The organism is Bradyrhizobium sp. (genome assembly GCF_022844465.1).
In the GTDB taxonomy this organism is placed as follows: domain Bacteria; phylum Pseudomonadota; class Alphaproteobacteria; order Rhizobiales; family Xanthobacteraceae; genus Bradyrhizobium.
On record NZ_JALHLP010000003.1, the window covers coordinates 306490 to 327026 of the forward strand.

Consider the following 20537-nt stretch of genomic DNA (forward strand, 5'->3'; position numbering starts at 1 on the left):
GAATCGCCATCTGACGACCGCGGCTTGGCGGCGAGTTTACGTCTTTGCCTGCAGGGCGGCCAGCAACCGCGGCACAAACTTGTTTACCCAGAACATTTTTTTGCTGCCCTTGACCACCACCACGTCCCCCTCCCGCAGCAAGCCCGCGATAACAAGCGGGTCGAGCGTGGCCGGATCTTCGTGCCAGCCCAGCCCCCGCTCCGCCGGCACCAGATCATAAAGATGGCGCATCAGCGGTCCGACGCAGTAGACGCCGTCGATCCCAGGCAGTTCGCCGGCGAGCCTCGCATGATAGGCCGGCGCGTCCGCGCCCAATTCCAGCATGTCGCCGAGAACGGCGATGCGCCGACCGGCCTTCACCGGTCGCGCCTTGAGGCTTGCCAGCGCCGCCGCCATGCTGGCCGGATTGCCGTTGAAACTGTCGTCGATCACGGTGACGCTGCCGGCGTGCTGCTCGACGCCGCGGCCGGTCATGACGCCGACATGGCCGAGTTCCGGCGCCAGCGCCGCCACATCGAGCCCGGCGGCATGGATGGAGGCCAGCGCCGCCAGCGCGTTTTGCAGCCGGTGCGGCGCGCCCGGCGTCAGGCTGAAGGCAACCGACTTGCCATGAACCTGCGCCTCGACGTCCCAGCTCTCGCCGCGGGCGGCATGCTTCAGCTCCCGCACCTCGGACGCTCCGCCGAAGCGAACGACCTTGCCGGTCCATTCCGGCGCATAGATATCGCCCGGCAACACCAGCACGCCATCGCCGCGCAGCCCTTGCGCGATGCTCACCTTCTCGCGCCGGATCGCTTCCAGGCTGCCGAGCTTTTCCAGATGCACCGGCTGAACATTGATCACCAACGCCACCGTCGGCCGCGTCAGCTGGCTGAGCCGGGCGATCTCACCTGGCTCGTTCATGCCCATTTCGACCACCCACAGGCTGGCGTCGGGTCGGGCATTGCACAGCGTCAGCGGCACGCCCCAGAAATTGTTGAAGCTGCTCGGGCTGGCATCGGCGCTCGGATAGGCGGCGAGGAATTCCTTGGTGCTGGTCTTGCCGGCGCTGCCGGTCAGGCCGATCACCGGGCCGGCAAAACGCGCCCGCGCCGCGCGCGCAAGCGCCCAGAGGCCATCGATCAGCGTGTCCTTGACCACCAATTGGGGAACGCTCACGCCGTCGATCCGATGCGGGACGATCATCGCCACCGCGCCGGCCGCCTGCGCCTTGTCGGCGAATTCCCAGCCGTCGCGCGCGCTGGCGAAGCTGGAGGTGAAGCCGCCGCTCGGCGTGCCGCTCAACGCCACGAACAGGGATCCCGGCTTCGCCAGCCGGCTGTCCTGCGTCACGAAATCGATCGGCGTGTCCGGATATTGCTCGGCCAGCCCCAGCGCGCGCGCGACTTCGGCGATCGTCCACAATGCCGTGCTCATGCCGGCCTCGCTGCAAGCGCGGCCGCCACCGCCTCGTGGTCGCTGAACGGCAGCACCTTGCCGCCGACGATCTGGCCGGTCTCGTGGCCCTTGCCGGCGATCAGGAGGGCGTCGCCCGGCTGCAGCGCCGATATGCCGGCATTGATCGCCGCGGTTCGATCCCCGATCTCCTCAGCACCGCTCGCCGCGTTGAGAATGGCGGCGCGGATCGCATCCGGATTCTCGCTGCGCGGGTTGTCGTCGGTGACGATGACCTGGTCGGCATGTTCGGCGGCGATGGCGCCCATCACCGGCCGCTTGCCTGGATCGCGATCGCCGCCGGCGCCGAAGACGACCACGAGCTTGCCTCTTGCATAGGGCCGCAGCGCCTGCAGCGCTTTTGCCAGCGCATCCGGCTTGTGGGCGTAATCGACGAAGATCGGCGCGCCATTATGTTCGCCGACCCGCTCCAGCCGACCCTTGGCGCCTTCGAGATGTTCGAGCGCCGCGAATACCGCGCCCGGCTCGCTGCCGGTGCCGATCGCGAGCCCGGCGGCGACCAGCGCATTCTCGATCTGGAATTCGCCGACCAGCGGCAGCTTGATCCGGTAGGCGCGCCCGCAATGTTCGAGCATCAGCCTTTGCGCAAAGCCGTCCACGGCGGTCTCGACCAGAGGGATGTTCTCGCCTGACCGATCCGCCTTGCGGCCGATGGCGATGATCCGCAACGGCCGCGCCCCCGCCGCCTCGATCACCTGCGGCGAGCAATCATGATCGGCCGAGATCACGGCCACGCCGCCGGGCGGGACCAGATCGCGGAACAGCCGCAGCTTGGCGGCGAGGTAATGCGCTAGGTCGGGATGGTAATCCAGATGATCGCGCGAGAGGTTGGTGAAGCCGCCGGCGGCGATCCGCACGCCGTCGAGCCTGAACTGGTCGAGCCCGTGCGAAGAGGCCTCGAAGGCGAGATGCGTCACCCCCTCGCCCGCGATCTCGTCGAGCTGCCGGTGCAGCGCGATCGGATCCGGCGTCGTCAGCGATCCATAGACGGTGCGCCCCGGCGAAACCAGGCCGATGGTGCCGATGCTGGCCGAGGCATGGCCGAGCCGCTGCCATATCTGGCGGGTGAACGCCGCGACCGAGGTCTTGCCGCTGGTGCCGGTCACCGCAGCGATCGTCGCGGGCTGGCGCGGATAGAACCGTGCCGCCGCCAGCGCCAGCGCGCGGCGCGGATTTTCGGTGACGACAAAGGGCACACGGCGATCCGGCAGGGAGCGGTCGCCGGCTACCGCCACGGCGCCCGCCATGATCGCGGAATCGATAAAGCGGGAGCCGTCGGTCCGGCTGCCGGCAAGGGCAAAGAACAGGTCACCCGGCCTTACGGCACGGCTGTCGGCCGCCAGGCCTTTCACATCGACAGCTCCCGCGCGCGGTTCGATCGCAGCGTCATCGCTGAAAAGATCGCGAAGTTTCATATGCTTCCGGTCCGACCGACGCAGTGCCGCGCCTGGTGTTTACGCCTTACTGGGTTGTCTTCGATGCCGCAAGAATAAGGCGCTCGGACGGCGGCAGATCGAAGCGCGGCTCGATTCCCAAGAGCGGCCCGATACGGGCGATCACATTGCCGCCGGTCGGCACCGCGTTCCAGCCCGAGGTGATGAAGCCATTGGTCTCCGGCAGCGCCTTCGGTTCGTCGAGCATCACCAGCAGCTGATATTGCGGGTTGTCGGCCGGGATGATCGCGGTGAAGGAGTTCAGCACCTGCTTCTTGGAATAGCGGCCTGCGACCACTTTCTCCGAGGTGCCGGTCTTGCCGCCGATGTAATATCCCTTCACGTCGGCTTTCTTGGCGGTTCCGATCTCGGCGTTCAGACGCATCAGGTAGCGCATCTTCTCGGAGGTCTCGGGCTTCAGCACCCGCTTGGCCATCGCCCGGGCTTCCTCTTCCGATCGCTTGAGGAAGGTCGGCGGAATCAGAAGCCCGCCGTTGACGACCGCGTTGATGCCCATCACCGCCTGCAGCGGCGCCACCGCAATGCCGTGACCGAAGGCGATCGTGATGGTGTTGAGCTCGCTCCAGCGCTTGGGCACGATCGGCGAGGAGCTCTCGGGCAGTTCGGTGCGCAACCGGTCCATCTGGCCGAGCTTCTTCAGGAACGCCTTGTGCGCCTCGACCCCCTGCGCCAGCGCGATCTTGGCCGCGCCGACGTTCGAGGAAAAGGTGAACACTTCCGACAACGTGATCGGCCGGCCGACCGGGTGGGTGTCGTGAATGGTGAACTTGCCGAAGCGCAGCTCGCCGCGCCCGTCATAGAGCGTGTTGAGGTTGGCCTTGCCCGAATCCAGCGCCATCGCCAGCGTCAGCGCCTTGAAGGTCGATCCCATTTCGAACACGCCCGTCGTCAGGCGGTTGATGCGCTCGGGATCGTGCGCCTCCTTCGGATTGTTCGGATCGAAATCCGGCAGCGACACCAGCGCCACGATCTCGCCGGTCCTGACGTTGGAGACGAGGCCAGAGGCTGCCTTGGCCTTGTATTTTTCCTTTGCCTTCATCAACTCGTCGCGCAGCGCGTGCTCGACGCGCAGGTCGATCGACAATTCCACCGGCCGCTGCAGGCGATCGGTCGCAAAGCCGGCGCGGTGCAGGTCGGCCAGACCGTTATTGTCCAGCCATTTCTCCATTCCGGCGATGCCCTGGTTGTCGACATTGACGAGACCGATCAGGTGCGCGACCGAGGCGCCGGTGGGATAGACGCGCTTGTTCTCGCGCAGGAAGCCGATGCCGGGAATGCCCAGCCGATGAATGTCGTGCTGTTGCTTCGGGGTGATTTCGCGCTTCAGCCAGACGAAGCCCTTGCGCGACGACAGGCGCTCGCGAACCTCCTTGGTGTCGAGGTCCGGCAATGCTGCCGTCAACAGCTCGATCGCCTCGTCCTTGTCGATGATACGTCGCGGCTCGCCGAACAGGCTCGGCGCCTTGACGTCGGTCGCCAGTATTGCGCCGTTGCGATCGACGATGTCGGGCCGCGCGGTTGCGATCGCGTCCTGCGAGGCGGAGCGCCGGGCGCCATGGCTGTCGGCGCCGGCGGCAAACATCACCAGCCGGCCCGCCAGCACGGCGTAGACGACGGCGAAGGCCAGGATCGCAAGCCCGACGCGCGCCCGCGCCTTCGCGGCGCGATCGACGTTGCGCCCGTAAAGCAGACTGCGGATCAACCGCTGCCGCCATGGTTCCGCCAGCCTGGCGATGGGCCTCCGGCCGGTCATGGCTTGCCTCCGGGCGACGGCACCGAGCCGGTGACGGAGCCGGCGTCGGTGGCGGCCTCGATGGTGTTGATCATCGCGCCGATCGGATCGACGGCGCCGGGCCTGGCGAAGTGCGGCGGCCGCTCCGGCAGATTCTTCAACTGGTCATACTGCGTGGCGACCAGCGGCTTCAGCGCGAGATGGCGATCGGCCAGACCTTGCAGCCGCAGCGGCGCATCGAGCCTGGCCCAATCCGCGCGCAGCGCCGCGATGGCGTCGCGCTGCTCGCGAATTTCCGCGTGCAGGCGCAGCACGCGCTCCACCCGCGCCGTCGATTCCATCTTGATCCGGTAGACATAGGCCGCCGCGAACACCAGCACGCCGATGACGAGGAGATGAACGACGCGCACGATCAGCCTCCCCTCATGACATCGGCAACAACAGGCCATGCCGGCAGGCGTGCCGCCGCATGGGCCGGCGCCGCGGTGCGCTCGGCGGCGCGCAGCTTGGCGGAACGCGCGCGCGGATTGGCGGCGATTTCCGCCGCATCGGGCGTCACCGGACGCTTGGTCAGAATCCGGAAACTCGGCGCGGTCTGAGCGATTTCGGGCAGATGCCGCGAACCGCCGCCGGACTTGCCGCGGGCGTTGAAGAAATCCTTGACGATGCGGTCTTCCAGCGAATGGAACGAGACCACCACCAGCCGGCCGCCGGGCTTGAGCACCCGCTCGGCCGCCGCAAGCGCCAGGTGCAATTCGTCCAGTTCGGCGTTGACGAAGATCCTCAGCCCCTGAAACGTGCGCGTCGCCGGGTGGATTTCGTTCGGCTTCGAGCGCACCACCTTGCCGACGATGTCGGCCAGCGCCCTGGTGGTGGTGATCGGCGCCTCTTTCCGCGCAGCGACGATGGCGCGCGCGACGGCGCGCGAATGGCGCTCTTCGCCGAAGATATAGATGATTTTTGCGAGATCGGCCTCGGAGGCCCGCGCCACGATTTCGGCGGCGGTCGGGCCGTCATGGCCCATCCGCATGTCGAGCGGACCCTCCAGACGGAACGAGAAGCCGCGTTCGGCCTGATCGAGCTGCATCGACGACACCCCGACATCCATCACCACGCCCTCGACCGCGGTCGCTCCTTGCGCGGCGCAGATGTCGGCGAGTTCCGAGAAGCGTCCCTCGGCCAGGATCAGCCGGCTGGCCGACCGCTCGACCAGATCGCGCCCGCCGGCGATCGCCGATCGGTCGCGGTCGATGCCGATGACGCGGGTTCCCGCGATTTCGAGGATCGCGCGGCTGTAGCCGCCGGCGCCGAAGGTCGCATCGACATAGACGCCGCCGGCGCGGGGATTGAGCATCTCGACCGCCTGGCGGCCGAGCACGGCGATATGGCGTGACGCAGCCGGATTCATACGCCGGCCCCTGGCGTATTCCGGCCCACGGATTGAGAACTGACAGCGAACGGGCCCATTGCGCCTCAAACCTCCGCGCTTTGCCGGCCTTGTCCGGCCAATGAGCCGCGGCCCGGCGCGATCGCCGTTCCCTGCCCGGCCCCGCCATGGCTGTATTCCGAAGGGAACTTGCTGGGCTGCCATGGCGTTTCGGGCGTGAAAGAGGGCCTCCGCCGTCCCCGACGCCGGTTCGGCTCTTCACCACTTAGTAACGGCACCCAGCGTTAAGAAAGCGTTGATGGTCGGCGCCTGCTTCAGCGTGCTTTTGCCGGCGCCAGGCGTTCCGTCGAAAGGCGGGGATAGAACAGCTTTGCCGGATTGCGCCGGCCGCAGGGTAAAGGAATAGTAAACAGCGTTATCGCTCGGGAACGCAGAGTTGCCGTTGTCTTGCCCGGTTTGAGTTCGAGAAATGACTTCTGGTACGTTCGCATCTGCTGGTATTGATTCAAAGCGTCAACGCGCCCTTCCGCTTCCCGGGGCCAACGCCGGTATGCAGAGCTTCATCCCCGACACCTCGATTGCCTCGGATGTCATTCCGTCGGCGAACTACGGCGACCGCAACAACGGCCGCCTCGCCGACATGATCGTGCTGCACTACACCGGCATGCCGGACGTCGAAGGCGCGATCGCCCGGCTCTGCGCCCCCGGCACCGACGTTTCCGCGCATTACATCGTGCTGGAGGACGGCCGCATCGTGCAGTGCGTGCCGGAGAGCAAGCGCGCCTGGCACGCCGGCGCATCCTGCTGGGCCGGCGAGCAAGACATCAACTCCTGCTCGATCGGGATCGAGATCGTCAACCGCGGCCATGACTGGGGCTATCCGGACTTTCCGCTGCGCCAGATCGCCGCGGTGATCGCGCTGTGCCGCGGCATCATGCTCCGCCGCAAGGTGCCCTCGCACCGAGTGCTCGCGCATTCCGACGTTGCGCCGGGACGCAAGAAGGATCCCGGCGAAAAGTTTCCGTGGCATTCGCTGGCCAATTCCGGCGTGGGCCATTGGGTGCAGCCGGCGCCGATCGTGCGCGGCGAAACGCTCAGGCCCGGCAGCATCAGCGACGATGTCGCCGGCCTGCAGGCGGCGCTGGCGCGCTACGGCTACAACGTGCCGACCCACGGCAAGTTCGACGCCGCCACCCTGGAAGTCGTGGCCGCGTTCCAGCGCCACTTCCGCCCCGCGCGGATCGACGGCGTCGCCGATCATTCGACCGTCAGCACGCTGCATGCCCTGCTGGCGAGCTTGCCGGCGGATGCGGCGACGACTGTGCTCACGGCGAAGTAATTCCTTGCGGCCAGAAGCCCTTCGTCCGCCGATAACAGCGTACCAGCCCGAGCGTCGGTTGATTTCCCTCAAAGGCGAATGACCCATTTTCGGCGACAAGCCGGAAACGGGACGATCGCGGAATGGGCTGATGTCATTTGAGCGCGTCATGCGATGGACACTGGTCGCGATCGCGCTCACCGGACTAGCAGCCGGACTTGCCGCCGCGCTGGCTGGCCGGCCGGCGTACGCCGATCTCTGCTGGACGCTAGCAACCTTGCCCGTCATCGCGGGATTGGCGGTTTCTATTGTGCGCGACCTGTTGGCCGGGCGGCTCGGCGTAGATGCGATCGCGCTGGTATCGATGGGTGCAGCGATCGCGCTCGGCCAGCCGCTGGCCGGGGCCGTCGTGGCGCTGATGTATTCCGGCGGCAACGTGCTCGAGGATATCGCCGTTGCCCGGGCCAAGCGTGACTTGCGATCGCTGGTCGACCGCGCGCCCCGGCAGGCGCATCGCCTTGCCGAGGGCCGCATCGAGGAGGTACCGATCTCCACGATCGCCGTCGGCGACCGGTTGCTGGTGCATGCGGGTGAAGTCGTACCTGTCGACGGCGTGATCAACTCGAACGCTGCGACGGTCGACGAATCGGCACTTACGGGCGAACCGATTCCGGTTGCCAAGGCACGCGGCGCCGCCATCTTTTCCGGCTCGTTGAACGCCGGCGAGACCTTCGAGATGTCGGTGTCCGCTATCGCCGGCGAGAGCACCTATGCTGGCATCGTGCGGCTGGTGACCGCGGCGCAGACCGCCAAGGCACCGTTCGTGCGGCTGGCCGACCGCTATGCGCTGATCTTCCTGCCGGTCACTCTGGCGCTCGCGCTCGTCGCCTGGCTGATCTCGGGCGATCTGCTTCGCAGCCTCGCCGTATTGGTTGCGGCAACACCGTGTCCGCTCATCCTGGCGGCGCCGATCGCCTTCATCGCGGGCGTGGCGCAAGCCGCGCGGCGCGGCATCCTCATCAAGGGCGGCGGGCCGCTGGAGGCGCTGGCGCGCGCGCATACCGTGCTGTTCGACAAGACCGGGACGCTGACGGTCGGCGGAGCGCGACTGCTCTCCGTCGAAGTGGCACCCGGCGAGACCGCTGACGAGATATTGATGCTGGGCGCCTCGCTGGAGCAGGCGTCGCATCATGTGATTGCCAACGCCATCGTCGAGGCAGCGGCCGATCGCGGCCTCAAGCTCGAACTACCCGAAGAGGTCAGGGAATCCATGGGCTCGGGGCTGCAAGGCATCATCGGCGGACGGCATGTCATCGCCGGTTCGCGCGAGATGGTCTTCACCGGAGAGCGCGTCGCCGATTGGGCAATTCGGGCCATGCGGCGCGCTTCATGGCGATCGGCGCTTATCGTCTTCATCGCGGTCGAAGGGCGGCCGGTCGGTGCATTGCTGCTGGCCGACGAACTGCGCTCCGACACGCCGCGGGCGATCCGCCTGCTGCGCGAGGCTGGCATTGCGCGAATCCTGATGGTCACCGGCGACCGCGCCGCCGCGGCGCAGGCGATCGGCGCCGCGCTCGATCTGGATGGCGTGCTCGCGGAACGTGTTCCTTCCGACAAGGTCGATGCGGTGCGCTCCGAGCAGCGGCTGCATCCGACCATCATGGTCGGCGATGGTATCAACGATGCGCCGGCGCTGGCGTCGGCCGACGTCGGGATCGCCCTCGGCGCGCGTGGCGCCAGCGCATCTTCGGAAGCAGCGGATGTGGTTATTCTCGCCGACCGCCTCGATCGGGTCGGCGAGGCGATCGCGATCGCGCGGCGCGCCCGGCACATCGCCATCCAAAGCATCATCGTGGGGATGGGACTCTCGATGCTTGCCATGCTGGCGGCGGCGCTCGGCGGGCTGATGCCGGTGCCGGCCGCCATCCTTCAGGAGCTGATCGACGTTGCCGTGATCCTCAATGCGCTGCGTGCGCTCAAGCCGGCAGGCATCGGCAGCGGCAGAAGCATGACCGCTGCCGCGGGCCGCGAACTGCATCACAATCATCTCGAACTGCTCCGCAGTCTCGACCGGCTGCGGTCTATCGTGGACGCTCTCGACGATGCCATCCCCGAACGCGCCGCCGCGCTGATTGCCGAAGCGAATCTTCTGGTTCGCGACAAGGTGGTTGCGCATGAGCGCGACGACGAGGGCCACGTTTATCCTCAACTCGCCAGGGTGCTGCGGGAAACCCATGGGCTTTCGGCGATGAGCCGGGCGCACCGCGAGATACTGCATCTTGCCCGGCTGCTCGCCTCCGTGGCGAAGGAGTTGCCGTCGGAAGACATCGACCGCTATCTCATTCGCGACGCACAGCGGCTGATCGAGGCGATAGAGACCCTGGTGCGGCTTCACACGGCACAGGAAGAGGACATCTACGAGGCCGTCGCCGCGCGCTAGGCCCTCCGGCTAGGCCCCTTGCAATCGAGCTCCGCAATGCGTCGTTCGTAAAGCCGCCTTAAAGGCCCGAGTTGCGTCGCCGCCGTTGCCTTCAGATACGCCTCGCGCGCCGCCTCGTTCCGCCCCAGCCGGCGCAGCAGGTCGGCGCGCACCGCGGGCAGCAATTCGTAGCCCTTCAGTTTGCCGCGCGCTTCCAGCGCGCTGACCAGGTCGAGCGCCCGCGCCGGCCCGTCCACCATCGAGACCGCCGCGGCGTGATTGAGTTCGACGACGGGGGACGGGCTGATCCGCAGCAGCACTTCGTAGAGTCCGGCGATCTGCGGCCAGTCGGTATCCTCGTAACTTCCGGCGCGGGCATGCAGCGCGGCGATCGCCGCCTGGACCGCATAGGGTTGCGGCCGGCCCGGCATCTTCAGCACTTCATCCACGAGCTGCAAACCTTCCGATATCTGATTGCGATCCCACAGCCTTCGGTCCTGCTGCTCCAGCAACAGGATGTCGCCATCGGCGCTCGCCCGGCCGGCGCGCCGTGAATCGTGCAACAGCATCAGGGCCAGCAGACCCTTGACCTCGCCGCGCCCGGGCATCAGGGCGTCAAGCAGCCGCGCCAGCCGGATCGCTTCGCGCGCGAGATCCGGCCGCATCAGGTCTTCGCCGGCGGTTGCGGCGTAGCCTTCGGTGAACACGAGATAGATCACGGCCAGCACGCCGTGCAGCCGCGGCGCCAGCGCTTCGCGCTCCGGCACCTCATAGGGGATGCCGGCCAGGCGGATTTTCTGCTTGGCGCGCAGCAGTCGCTGCGCCATCGCGCCTTCGCCGACAAGAAACGCCCGTCCAACCTCGACCGTGGTCAGCCCGCACACCGTGCGCAGCGTCAGGGCGACCTGCACCTCGGCTGCAAAGGAAGGATGGCAGCACGTGAAGATCAACCGCAGCATGTCGTCGTCGAGCGCGCTGTCCGCGGCCTCGCATGGCGCCGACGCGTTGAGCAGCAACTCATGCGTCAGTTCGTGCCGCTTACCCCTGAACACGATGTTGCGGCGAACGCGATCGATCGCCTTGTTGCGGCCGACATTCACCAGCCAGGCGCGCGGATTGGACGGTAGACCCACGGCGGGCCAGCGTTCCAGCGCCGCCGCAAACGCATCCTGCAAGGCATCTTCCGCCAGATCGAAATCGCCGACGAGGCGGATCAGGGTCGCCAGCGCCCGCCCCGCCTCGTCGCGAAATGTTTTTTCGATGTCGCGAGGTGTCATGCGATTGCAATACCCGAGGGCCGTCATTCCGGGGCGATGCGAAGCATCGAACTGCGGTGCGCAACTGCGCACCTGAGAATCTCGAGATTCCCCGATGCGCAGTCGCGCATCTGAGGTTCGCTTCGCGCCCCGGAATGACGGCCTCCCCATCAATCATACACCCAGATCGGCCGCACCTCGATCGAACCGGTCCGCGCGCCGGGAATCCGCGCCGCGATCGCCAGCGCCGCATTGAGGTCTTTGGCCTCGATCAGGTAATAGCCGCCGAGCTGCTCGCGGGTTTCCGCGAACGGGCCGTCGGTGGTCAGCGTCTTGCCGTCGCGGACCCGCACGGTGGTCGCGGTGTGGGTGTCCTGCAGCCGGTCCCCGGCCTTGAAGTTGCCGCTCTGGATGATCGACTGGGTGAAGACGCCGTATTCCTCCATCATCTTCTTTCCCGTCGCCGCATCCATTTTCGCCGCCTCGGCCTCGTTCTCATAGATCATCAGCAGGTACTGCATTGCGGATACTCCTCTTGATCGGCGGGATCGCCGACAACCGGTCGAACCGGCCTGCCGCGAAACGACAGGTTCAGGATAATTTATTTTGGCCCGGGCCGAAGCCGTTCCCGGCTTGACCCGGCGGGCCGAAACCCCCATGCCTAGGGCGTCAGTCGGCCGGACGGCCGCTCCCGCTACGGTCGAAAGGCTGCGGGGGAGGAAAGTCCGGGCTCCATCGACATACGGTGCCGGATAACGTCCGGCGGGGGCGACCCCAGGGAAAGTGCCACAGAGAACGAACCGCCCCGTCCTCGGACGGAGCAAGGGTGAAAAGGTGCGGTAAGAGCGCACCGCGTTTCCGGCAACGGAGACGGCATGGCAAACCACACCGGGAGCAAAACCGAATAGGGACGGCAACGCGGGCTGTTCGCGCAAGCGATAACACCCGCAGGGCGATGTCAGGCTCGCCGTCCGGGTAGGTTGCTCGAGGCCCTGCGCAAGCATGGCCCCAGAGGAATGGCCGTCACGTATCGTCCCGTGCAAGCGGGGCGATGCCCTACAGAACCCGGCTTACAGGCTGGCTGATATCTAGACCATGAGGGGTCCGGCGTGACGCGCCGGACCCCTCGCCATTTAGGCCGCGATCTTCTGCAGCAGCGCCATCAGCGCTTCCGGCGCGGTGACGTTCGGCGAATGGCTGGCGTCGATCTCGTGGTAGCTCCAGGCGGGATCGCCCTTGGCCATCCTGGCGAACGGACCGAAGGTGTCGGCCGGCGTAATCCGCGTGGCGTAGATGTAGCTTCGCGGCAGCGTCAGCGGACCGCCCCGCAGCCTGAGCCTGGTCTCGAAGCATTTGATCGGCATGTCGACGCGGCGCGTCGAGAGCCACTCGACGTCGGCCGGCGAGGTGTCGGGCGGCGTCGGGTTCGGCGGCACCCGCCAGCCGCCGGCCTTGGCCAGCTCCTGCATCCGCAGCACAGCCGCCTGGTTCAAATCCAGCAACGACTGGCCGTCGTCGGGGACGAAAGCGTCGATATAGATGAGTTGCCTGACCTTGTCGCGGGCGCGGTCGGCGACGCCGGTCGCGACCATGCCGCCATAGCTGTGGCCAACCAGCACGATGTCGCGCAGATCCTCGTATTTGATGACGTTGAGCACATCCTCGATGTGCGTATCCAGGTCGATCGAAGGGTTGGCCAGATGCGCGCGCTCGCCGAGACCGGTGTAGCTCGGGGTGACCAGCCGGTGTCCGGCCGCCTGCATCAGCGGGTGCATCTTCTTCCAGGCCCAACCGGCCGACCATGCGCCGTGGCAAACCAGAAAGGTTTTCGAGGAGGCTGAGCTCATTGGCGCGTTTCCATGATGTTGTGGTTGAAGACTTGGAGGGCGATAGTAGCGTGACGGGCCGACGTGTAAACGTCGCCGGAAATCTCACCATCGTCATTCCGGGATGGTCCGAAGGACCAGACCCGGAATCTCGAGATTCCGGGTCCGCATCTTCGATGCGCCCCGGAATGACAGGGAAACATCGAATGGACGCGGTCACCTATGCGATCCTGCTGGCGGGCGCGCTGGCCGGCGGTTTCGTCTCCGGGCTGGCCGGCTTCGGCACCGCGCTGATGGCACTGGGAATCTGGCTCTATGTCTTGCCCCCGGCCATCGCGGTGCCGCTGGTCCTGATCTGCTCGGTCAGTTCGCAGCTTTCGACGCTGCGGTCGATGTGGCGGCTGCTCGACTTCAAGCTCGCGCTGCCGTTCGTGGCCGGCGGACTGGCCGGGATGCCGATCGGGGCGCTGCTGGTTACCCGCGCCGATCCGCAAACCTTCAAACTCAGTGTCGGCGTCATGCTGCTGGTGTTTCCCGCGGCGCTGTATTTCATCCGCACGCCGATGGCGTTCGGTTTCGGCGGCCGGCCGGCCGACGCCGCGGTCGGATTCGCCGGCGGCATCCTCGGCGGCCTTGCCGGCCTGTCGGGACCGCTGCCGACCTTGTGGGCCAGCGTGCGCGGCTGGACCAAGGATCAACGCCGCGGCGTGTTCCAGATCTTCAACGGCTCCGTGCTTGGCGCCGCGTTGTGCCTGCAGATCGCCAGCGGGTTCGTCAAGGTTGAGGTGTTCTGGCTGGCGCTGCTGGCGCTGCCGGGCACGCTGGTCGGCGCCTGGCTTGGCATGCGCGCCTACCAGGCCTTGAGCGACCGGAATTTCTACGACGTGGTGCTGGCGCTGCTGTTTCTGTCCGGCGCGGGGCTGGTGTGGAGCAGCATTGCTCCGAGCTAGCAGCGCATGGCCGCCATGTGCTCCGAGTAGTTTGCTGTACGCTGGCCGGCGGAGCGGCTAACCAGATCGCGTCATGGATTCTTCCGCCTCGCGCCAACGCCTCGGTCTGCTGCTCGGCTTCATCGGCGTGCTGATTTTCGGCGGCACGCTGCCGGCAACGCGGATTGCGGTTTCGCAAATTGATCCGATTGCCCTGACTTCGCTGCGCACCGCGATCGCGGGCCTGTGCTCGCTGGCGCTGCTCGTCTGGCTGCGGCGCCCGTTGCCGCCGCGCAACCTGTGGCCGCAACTGGCGCTAGCCATGCTCTGCGTCGCCATCCTGTTTCCGCTTCTGATGTCGCTCGGGATGCAGCGGGTCGACGCCTCGCATGGCGGCGTGGTGCTGGGCGTGTTGCCGATCGCCACCGCGCTGGTCGCGGTCGCCATCACCCATGAGCGGCCGCGGCCGCTGTTCTGGGTCGCCTCGGTTGCCGGCGCTGGGCTTGTCATCGCGTTCGCGCTGCGACAAGGCGGCGGCGCGCTGGTCGCGGGCGATCTGTTTCTGTTTGCTTCCGTAGCGGTCGCCGCGATCGGCTACGCGTTTTCCGGGCGCCTCACGTCGCAGATGCCGGGCTGGGAAGTCATCAGCTGGGTTCTCGTCATCGCGCTGCCGCTGTCGATTCCCGCGGCCGCGCTGACCGTGCCGGAAGACATCACCCGGATCGCGCCCGCGCCATGGCTGGGCCTGCTCTATGTCGCGCTGTTCTCGCAATGGATCGGGTTCTTCGCATGGAACGCCGGCATGGCGATCGGCGGCATCGCGCGGGTCTCCCAGGTCCAGTTGCTGCAGCCCTTCGTCACCTTTGCGCTGGCGGCGCTGTTCAACGACGAGAGCATCACGCTGCAAATCCTGCTGTTCGCCGCCGCCGTCGTGGCGACGGTTGCGATCTCGACCCGGATGCGCGGACAGGCGCCGCCGCAGCAGGACCGCGCGCCGCCTCAGCCGGCGTCGTGAGCGGCCAGCGCCGGACTTTCCGCCATCAGCTCGGCCCGCATCTTCTCGGACCGGACGGCCCGAAGCAGCGCCCGGGCCGTCTTCATGTGATCCACCTTCACGCTTAACCGGATGATTTGGCCAAGCGCGACGTCGCGCATGCCGTCGTCGGAAATCTTCATGGCGACCTCCAGCGCGCGCTTGACGGCGGCCTGGTATCGCTCGGCGTCGGCGGCGAGCACCTGTCCGGCGCTGCGCCCGCCGGCGCCCGCCAGCTTTTCAGCGATCACGTCGGCGGCGGCGCAAATCTCGCGAATCTTCTGCGCCGCGCCGATATCGCCCAACGGCTGATCGTCGATGTGTTCCCAGGCGTCCGGCGGACGATCCCGACGAAACCAACGCATCACGCAGGCCCTCTCAATGCCGGAAAGATAGTCCGACACCGATCGGGACTGCAACAGCCGTCAGAGCATGATCCGGAAAAGCGTGTAGCGGTTTTCCGCGAAGATCATACTCAAACAAGAAACCAGAGCGAGATGACGATTCGAAGAACAGTCATCTCGCTCTAGTGCGCGTCGCCGCCGGCGACCGTCGCGGAAGGCTTCTTCATGAACAGCACCAGCAGACAGAGACCGAAATAGAATACCGTCATCATGAAGAAGGCATCGCCATAGCCCATCACCGCCGCCTGGCGGCGGACGATCAGCGACAACTGCTTCATCGCCATCAGCGCGGCGTCGCCCATGCCCTGCATGCGCTGGGTCAGCGTGTTGAGGGCTTCGACCGCCGCGGCGTTGCCCCAGTTGACGCGATCATGCAGCCGCGAGAGGTGCAGGTCGGTGCGCTCGTTCAGAACCTGGTTGATGAGGGCCAGTCCCACGGCGCCGCCGAGATTGCGGGTCAGGTTGAACAGGCCGGAGGCGTTCTTGACCCGCTCCGGCGCCAGCGTCCCGAGCGCGATGGTATTGGTCGGCACCATCGCCAGCATCATGCCAACCCCGCGCAGGATCTGCGGAACCAGCAGTTCGTAGAAATCATACTCCTTGGTGATCCAGGTCATCTGGTAGGTGCCGAGCGCGAACAGTGCGAGGCCGATCGCGATCAGGTAGCGCATGTCGTATTTGAGCATCAGCCGCCCCACGATCGGCGCGGTGATGAACATGGCGACGCCGGAGACGAACATGGTTTCGCCGATCATCAGCGGGCTGTAGCCGCGCACTTCGGCGAGATAGCGCGGATACATGTAGGTCAGGCCGTAGAGGCCGATACCGACGCAGAACGAGATCAGGCAGCCGAGGCCGAAATTGCGGTCGGCGAAGGTCCTGATGTCGACGATCGGCTCCTTGACGCTGAGCACGCGCCAGAAGAAGGCGATCGCCGAAACCGCGCAGATCGCCGCGCAGACCGCAACCGAGGTGTCCTGCAGCCACTGGACCTGCTGGCCCTCTTCCAGCACATATTCGAGCGTGCCAAGAAAACTGGCCATGAACAGCAGGCCCCACCAGTCGAACTGCTCGAGCAGCGCGAAGTTCGGCTTGTCGAAATCGACCAGCGCGAGCACGCCGATGGTGATGCCGATGCCGGGGACGATGTTGATGAAGAACAGCCAGTGCCACGACATCATGTCAGTGATGAAGCCGCCGACTGTCGGGCCGATCGTCGGCGCCAACGTCGCGACCAGCCCGATGATCGGGCCGACGATGTGGAACTTGGAGCGCGGAAATACCGTGTAGGCAGAGGCGAACACGGTGGGGATCATGCCCGCGCCGAGAAAACCCTGGACGGCGCGCCACAGGATCATCTGCTCGATGGTCGAGGCAAGCCCGCAGAACAGGCTTGCGATGGTGAAGCCGGCGGCGGACACCGCAAACAGCAGCCGTGTTCCGAATGCACGCGACAGGAATCCCGACAGCGGAATGCCGATCACTTCGGCGATCAAATAGGCGGTCTGCACCCACGATACTTCGCTGGAACTGGCGGAGAGGCCGGCCTGAATCTGCTGCAGCGACGCCGAGACCACCTGGATGTCCAGGATCGACATGAACATCCCGAACACCATGATGAGAAACGCCAGCAGCCGCCGCGGCGGAATCCGCTCGGAGGCGTCCGCCGCGTTCATCATGGCAGGCGGTGCGGTGGTGGCGTCAGCCATGCTCAGCCCGGAACAGGCGCCTGGCTCCGGCCCGGGCGCTGGAAAGGATCACTGCGGTTGAACCGTCCCGGGCGCATCGAGGTCGGTCTCGTTGTCGGCGTCGGCCGCGCCCTCGCGGGTATCGACCGTCGTATAGACCGACATGCCGGCGCGCAGCAGGTTCTGCTTGGCCACTTCCTTCGGCACGCGAATGCGCACCGGCAGGCGCTGCACGATCTTGGTGAAATTGCCGGTCGCGTTGTCAGGCGGCAGCAGCGTGAACACCGAGCCGGCCGCCGGCGATATGCTGTCGACGATTCCGGCGAACTTGCGGTGGCCGTAGGCATCGACCGAGATCTTCACCGGCTGGCCCGGACGGATGCGCTTGAGCTGGGTTTCCTTGTAGTTGGCGTCGATGAAGACGTCGTTGAGCGGCACCAGACTGCCGAGCCGCTGCCCGGCCTGGATGTAATCGCCGGTATTGACGATGCGGTTGGAGAAGGTGCCGTCGACCGGCGCGCGCACGGAAGTAAAGGCCAGATCGCGCTCGGCCTTGGCCAGCGTCGATTGCAGCTCCGCCAGCTGGGCGCGGGCCTCGGCCTGTTGCGCTTTCGTCACCTCGACATTGTCGCGCGCGGCGTCATAGGCCGCCTGCGCCGACCGCACCGCCGCGATGCCCTGGTCGCGCCCGGCTTCCGAAACCTCGAAAGTGGCGCGCGAGGCAAACCCCTTGGTGCTCAGCGCCTGCTGGCGCTCGAAGTCGAGCCCGGCGCGCTTCAGCGCCGCTTCCGAGGAGGCGAGCTGCGCACGGGTCTGCTCGGCGGCGCTTTCCAGCGCCGTGACCTGACGGCCGATGCGATCGATGGTGGCCTGCTGGGTCGCGATCTTGCCGCGCGCGGCTTCCACCGCGATACGATAGTCGCCGTCATCGATGCTGAAGATCACCTCGCCGGCGCGAACGATCGAATTGTCGCGCGGCAGGATCGCCACGACATGGCCGGAAACGCGGGCGCCGAGCGTGGTGTTGTTGGCGCGGACATAGGCGTCGTCGGTCGAGATGTAGAAGCGTCCGACCAGGACGAAATAGGCGCCGTAGCCGGCAGCGGCCAGCGCCAGCGATCCAAGCACGCCCATCATCACGAATTTTTTCTTGCCAGGTTTCGCGGCGGCGGTGGCCTTGGCGGAGGCTGCTTCCACGCCTTCGATTTCCACAGCGCCGGGCGTTGCGGCCAGCTGACGTCTGGTTTCTTCCGCCGCGTGCGGACGCAGCTGGCCGATGGCCTCGCGCGCCGCGTCGTCGCCCGCCGCTTCCGGCCCGGAACGAGGCGCGCGGGCAGCCTGGTCCCTCGCTGCAACCATGACCGGCCTCCCTGAATCAGATGCCATGTTGCCCGCGGCCACGCCGCGGACCCATTCGTGCATCGTTGGATCAACCAATAACATTGACCGAACGGTTCGGTCAAAATACTTTACGCGAGTCCTATCGTGAGAGAAGCCTCCCCGCCTATCCGGGGTGATATTCTTGTCGGGAAGATAAACCAATGGTTGCATCCGCGCCAACCGCGATTGACCCCTGCGGCGATGAGGACGGCTCGAAGCGCCGCCAAATCCTCGACGGCGCGCGGAAAGTGTTCATGAATCTGGGCTTTGACGGGGCCAGCATGAACGAGATCGCGCGATCGGCCGGCGTCTCCAAGGGCACGCTCTATGTCTACTTCGCCGACAAGAGCCGCCTGTTCGAAGCTATCGTCGAGGCCGAGGCGATCGAACAGGGCCGCGTCACCTTCAACCTCGATCCGGCGCGGGATGCCGAAATCACGCTGCGGGAGTTCGGACAGGCCTATATCCAGCTCCTGTGCCGGCCCGGCGGCGGATCGTCGATCCGCACCGTGATGGCGATTGCCGAACGGATGCCGGATGTCGGCAGCCGCTACTACGTCAACGTGCTGGAGCGGACGATCGACCGTCTCGCCGATTACCTCCGGGCGCATGTCCGGCCGAACGACCTTGCGATCGACGACTGTCGGCTCGCGGCGGCGCAGTTCATGCAGATGTGCCAGGCGACGCTGTTCCTGCCGTTCGTGTTTCAGGCGGCTCCCTCTCCGCCGGCCCCGCGCATCGCGCACGTGGTGGACAGCGCGACGCGGATGTTCCTGGCGGCGTATCGGACGCCGCCGGTCTGAGACTGGCGGCACCCGCAACGACGCATCATCTCGCCGCGAACCGCGTCAGCGCCGTGCGGTCGATTTCGATGCCGAGGCCGGAGCCATCGGGCACGGCGACAACGCCGCCGGCATGCTCGATCGGTCGCGTCAGCAGCGCCTGGCGGATCGGATGCTCGGTGCGGTCGAATTCCAGCATCGGCTCGAGCGGCGCCAGCGAGGGCGGGGTGTGCGGCGGCAGCACGGCGAGCAGTTGCAGCGATGCGGCGATCGCGATGCCCGTGCCCCAGACATGCGGATTGTACCTGACGCCGAACGCCTCGGCCATGTCGGCGATCTTCTTGCATTCCGACAACCCGCCGGCCGCGCAGGTGTCGGGCTGGACAATATCCAGCGCGCGGCGAACCAGCAGATCGCGGAAACCGAACCGCGTGAATTCGCATTCGCCGCCGGCGACGGGAATCGTCAGCGCCGATTTCACCTCGCAGTAGCCGGCGACGTCTTCCGGCGGCACCGGCTCCTCGAACCAGCCGATGTCATAAGGCTCGATCATTCGGCCAAGACGGATCGCCGCGGGCGCGTCATAGGCGTGGTTGGCGTCAACCATCAATGCGACGCCGCTCCCTATCGCTTCCCGCACCGCGCGCGTCGCCGCCGCGTCTTCTTCCACGCCGAAGCCCACCTTGAGCTTCACCGCCTTGAAGCCTTCCGCGACGTAACCCGCCGCTTCCTCCGGCAAGTAGCGCAGCGGATCGCCGGATCGGCGCCGGTAAAGGCCGGTGGCGTAAGCCTGCACCTTGCTGCGAACCGCGCCGCCGAGCAGGCGATGGACCGGAACGCCGAAATGCTTTCCCTTGATGTCCCACAGCGCGATGTCGATTCCGCTCAACCCCTCGATGATGACGCCCTTCTGGCCGTGATCGCGCATGCTGGAATAGATCTTCCGCCACAGGTAATCGGTGCGCAGCGGATCCGCGCCGATCAGCAGGGTTGCCAGGCTCGCGACCACGGCGGCGGTGATCGGCGCCGGGCCGTAGCATTCGCCCCAGCCGATCAGGCCGTCATCGGTTTCGATCTCCACGACCATCGCGGTGCGGGTATCGTACCACGCGCGCGAATAGCCGAAAGGCTGCGAAAGCGCCGCCCGAAGGATGTGGGTGCGGACGTCCTTGATCTTCATCGGTCTGTTCTCATTCCAGGTTCGGCCGCTTGGCGGGCTTGTCAACGGCGGTCTCGATGTCACGACCCAACGTTAAGGGGAACCCCTGCCTTGTGGGGAGAGGAACCAAAACCCCGGCCACCCGTTGCCGCTTTCGACGGGGTGGGCGCGATGGAAATCTGGAGAAGGGCACTGCTTTGGCTGGTCGGCGTTCCCTTGCCTATCATTCTTCTGTTCGCCCTCCTGGTGCATCCGCACTGACGCACGGGTCGAGCCCGGCTATTCTCGCCGGACCTCATCACCGTATCTTTCGTG

General features: G+C 66.4%; 17 protein-coding genes and 1 other RNA gene. 6 read left to right on the top strand and 12 right to left on the bottom strand.

The genetic code is table 11. From position 1 onward, the window contains the following. Positions 1-36: 36 nt before the first annotated feature. The 5 genes from murF to rsmH are packed head-to-tail and all read right to left on the bottom strand — an operon-like array spanning position 37 to position 6049. On the bottom strand, positions 37-1416 hold the full coding sequence (gene murF / locus Q0D31_RS09555; RefSeq protein WP_291848956.1) for a UDP-N-acetylmuramoyl-tripeptide--D-alanyl-D-alanine ligase: 1380 nt from the start codon (positions 1414-1416) through the stop codon (positions 37-39). Beyond that, the gene (locus tag Q0D31_RS09560; protein WP_291848959.1) at positions 1413-2870 is read right to left on the bottom strand and encodes a UDP-N-acetylmuramoyl-L-alanyl-D-glutamate--2,6-diaminopimelate ligase; all 1458 of its coding nucleotides are present in this window, start codon (positions 2868-2870) and stop codon (positions 1413-1415) included. The genes murF and Q0D31_RS09560 overlap by 4 nt, the downstream gene beginning before the upstream one ends. Positions 2871-2916: 46 nt before the next feature. Continuing rightward, positions 2917-4662 (bottom strand): penicillin-binding protein 2, encoded by a 1746-nt coding sequence (locus tag Q0D31_RS09565; protein ID WP_291848962.1) that lies wholly within the window; start codon positions 4660-4662, stop codon positions 2917-2919. Continuing rightward, on the bottom strand, positions 4659-5051 hold the full coding sequence (locus Q0D31_RS09570; protein WP_291848967.1) for a hypothetical protein: 393 nt from the start codon (positions 5049-5051) through the stop codon (positions 4659-4661). The genes Q0D31_RS09565 and Q0D31_RS09570 overlap by 4 nt, the downstream gene beginning before the upstream one ends. A gap of 2 nt (positions 5052-5053) precedes the next feature. Then, positions 5054-6049, bottom strand: a complete 996-nt coding sequence (rsmH, locus tag Q0D31_RS09575) for a 16S rRNA (cytosine(1402)-N(4))-methyltransferase RsmH (RefSeq protein ID WP_291848970.1) — start codon at positions 6047-6049, stop codon at positions 5054-5056. Between the two features lie 529 nt (positions 6050-6578). On the opposite strand from rsmH, the gene Q0D31_RS09580 reads away from it, so the two are divergent. Then, complete coding sequence (locus Q0D31_RS09580) at positions 6579-7367, top strand: N-acetylmuramoyl-L-alanine amidase (RefSeq protein ID WP_291848973.1); 789 nt, start codon at positions 6579-6581, stop codon at positions 7365-7367. A gap of 130 nt (positions 7368-7497) precedes the next feature. Beyond that, complete coding sequence (locus tag Q0D31_RS09585; RefSeq protein ID WP_291848976.1) at positions 7498-9786, top strand: heavy metal translocating P-type ATPase; 2289 nt, start codon at positions 7498-7500, stop codon at positions 9784-9786. On the opposite strand, the gene Q0D31_RS09590 is transcribed toward Q0D31_RS09585, so the two are convergent. After that, positions 9783-11042 (bottom strand): RNA polymerase sigma factor, encoded by a 1260-nt coding sequence (locus Q0D31_RS09590; RefSeq protein ID WP_291848979.1) that lies wholly within the window; start codon positions 11040-11042, stop codon positions 9783-9785. The two genes, Q0D31_RS09585 and Q0D31_RS09590, sit on opposite strands and share 4 nt — an antisense overlap. 149 nt (positions 11043-11191) lie before the next feature. Continuing rightward, positions 11192-11542: a YciI family protein gene (locus Q0D31_RS09595; RefSeq protein WP_291848983.1), complete on the bottom strand. Its 351-nt coding sequence runs from the start codon at positions 11540-11542 to the stop codon at positions 11192-11194. Positions 11543-11690: 148 nt separating this feature from the next. Between Q0D31_RS09595 and rnpB the strand changes: the two genes are divergently transcribed. After that, positions 11691-12110: RNase P RNA component class A (gene rnpB, locus Q0D31_RS09600), an RNA gene on the top strand. A gap of 44 nt (positions 12111-12154) precedes the next feature. On the opposite strand, the gene Q0D31_RS09605 is transcribed toward rnpB, so the two are convergent. After that, positions 12155-12868 (bottom strand): alpha/beta hydrolase, encoded by a 714-nt coding sequence (locus tag Q0D31_RS09605; RefSeq protein ID WP_291848985.1) that lies wholly within the window; start codon positions 12866-12868, stop codon positions 12155-12157. 185 nt (positions 12869-13053) lie between these two features. Between Q0D31_RS09605 and Q0D31_RS09610 the strand changes: the two genes are divergently transcribed. Both Q0D31_RS09610 and Q0D31_RS09615 read left to right on the top strand, forming a co-directional pair. Next, on the top strand, positions 13054-13797 hold the full coding sequence (locus Q0D31_RS09610; RefSeq protein ID WP_291848989.1) for a sulfite exporter TauE/SafE family protein: 744 nt from the start codon (positions 13054-13056) through the stop codon (positions 13795-13797). A 73-nt stretch (positions 13798-13870) separates the two neighbouring features. Next, positions 13871-14791, top strand: a complete 921-nt coding sequence (locus Q0D31_RS09615) for a DMT family transporter (protein ID WP_291848993.1) — start codon at positions 13871-13873, stop codon at positions 14789-14791. Here the strand turns inward: Q0D31_RS09615 and Q0D31_RS09620 are convergent. The 3 genes from Q0D31_RS09620 to Q0D31_RS09630 all read right to left on the bottom strand — a co-directional run bounded on the left by Q0D31_RS09620 (position 14776) and on the right by Q0D31_RS09630 (position 18260). Continuing rightward, positions 14776-15174, bottom strand: a complete 399-nt coding sequence (locus Q0D31_RS09620; RefSeq protein ID WP_291848996.1) for a hypothetical protein — start codon at positions 15172-15174, stop codon at positions 14776-14778. The two genes, Q0D31_RS09615 and Q0D31_RS09620, sit on opposite strands and share 16 nt — an antisense overlap. A gap of 161 nt (positions 15175-15335) precedes the next feature. After that, positions 15336-16922 (bottom strand): DHA2 family efflux MFS transporter permease subunit, encoded by a 1587-nt coding sequence (locus tag Q0D31_RS09625; RefSeq protein WP_291848999.1) that lies wholly within the window; start codon positions 16920-16922, stop codon positions 15336-15338. A 48-nt stretch (positions 16923-16970) separates the two neighbouring features. Next, complete coding sequence (locus Q0D31_RS09630) at positions 16971-18260, bottom strand: HlyD family secretion protein (RefSeq protein WP_291849002.1); 1290 nt, start codon at positions 18258-18260, stop codon at positions 16971-16973. A gap of 182 nt (positions 18261-18442) precedes the next feature. On the opposite strand from Q0D31_RS09630, the gene Q0D31_RS09635 reads away from it, so the two are divergent. Further along, positions 18443-19084 (top strand): TetR/AcrR family transcriptional regulator, encoded by a 642-nt coding sequence (locus tag Q0D31_RS09635; RefSeq protein ID WP_291849005.1) that lies wholly within the window; start codon positions 18443-18445, stop codon positions 19082-19084. Positions 19085-19109: 25 nt separating this feature from the next. Here Q0D31_RS09635 and Q0D31_RS09640 read toward each other — a convergent pair whose 3' ends face one another. Next, the gene (locus tag Q0D31_RS09640) at positions 19110-20243 is read right to left on the bottom strand and encodes a mandelate racemase/muconate lactonizing enzyme family protein (RefSeq protein WP_291849008.1); all 1134 of its coding nucleotides are present in this window, start codon (positions 20241-20243) and stop codon (positions 19110-19112) included. Positions 20244-20537: the final 294 nt, after the last annotated feature.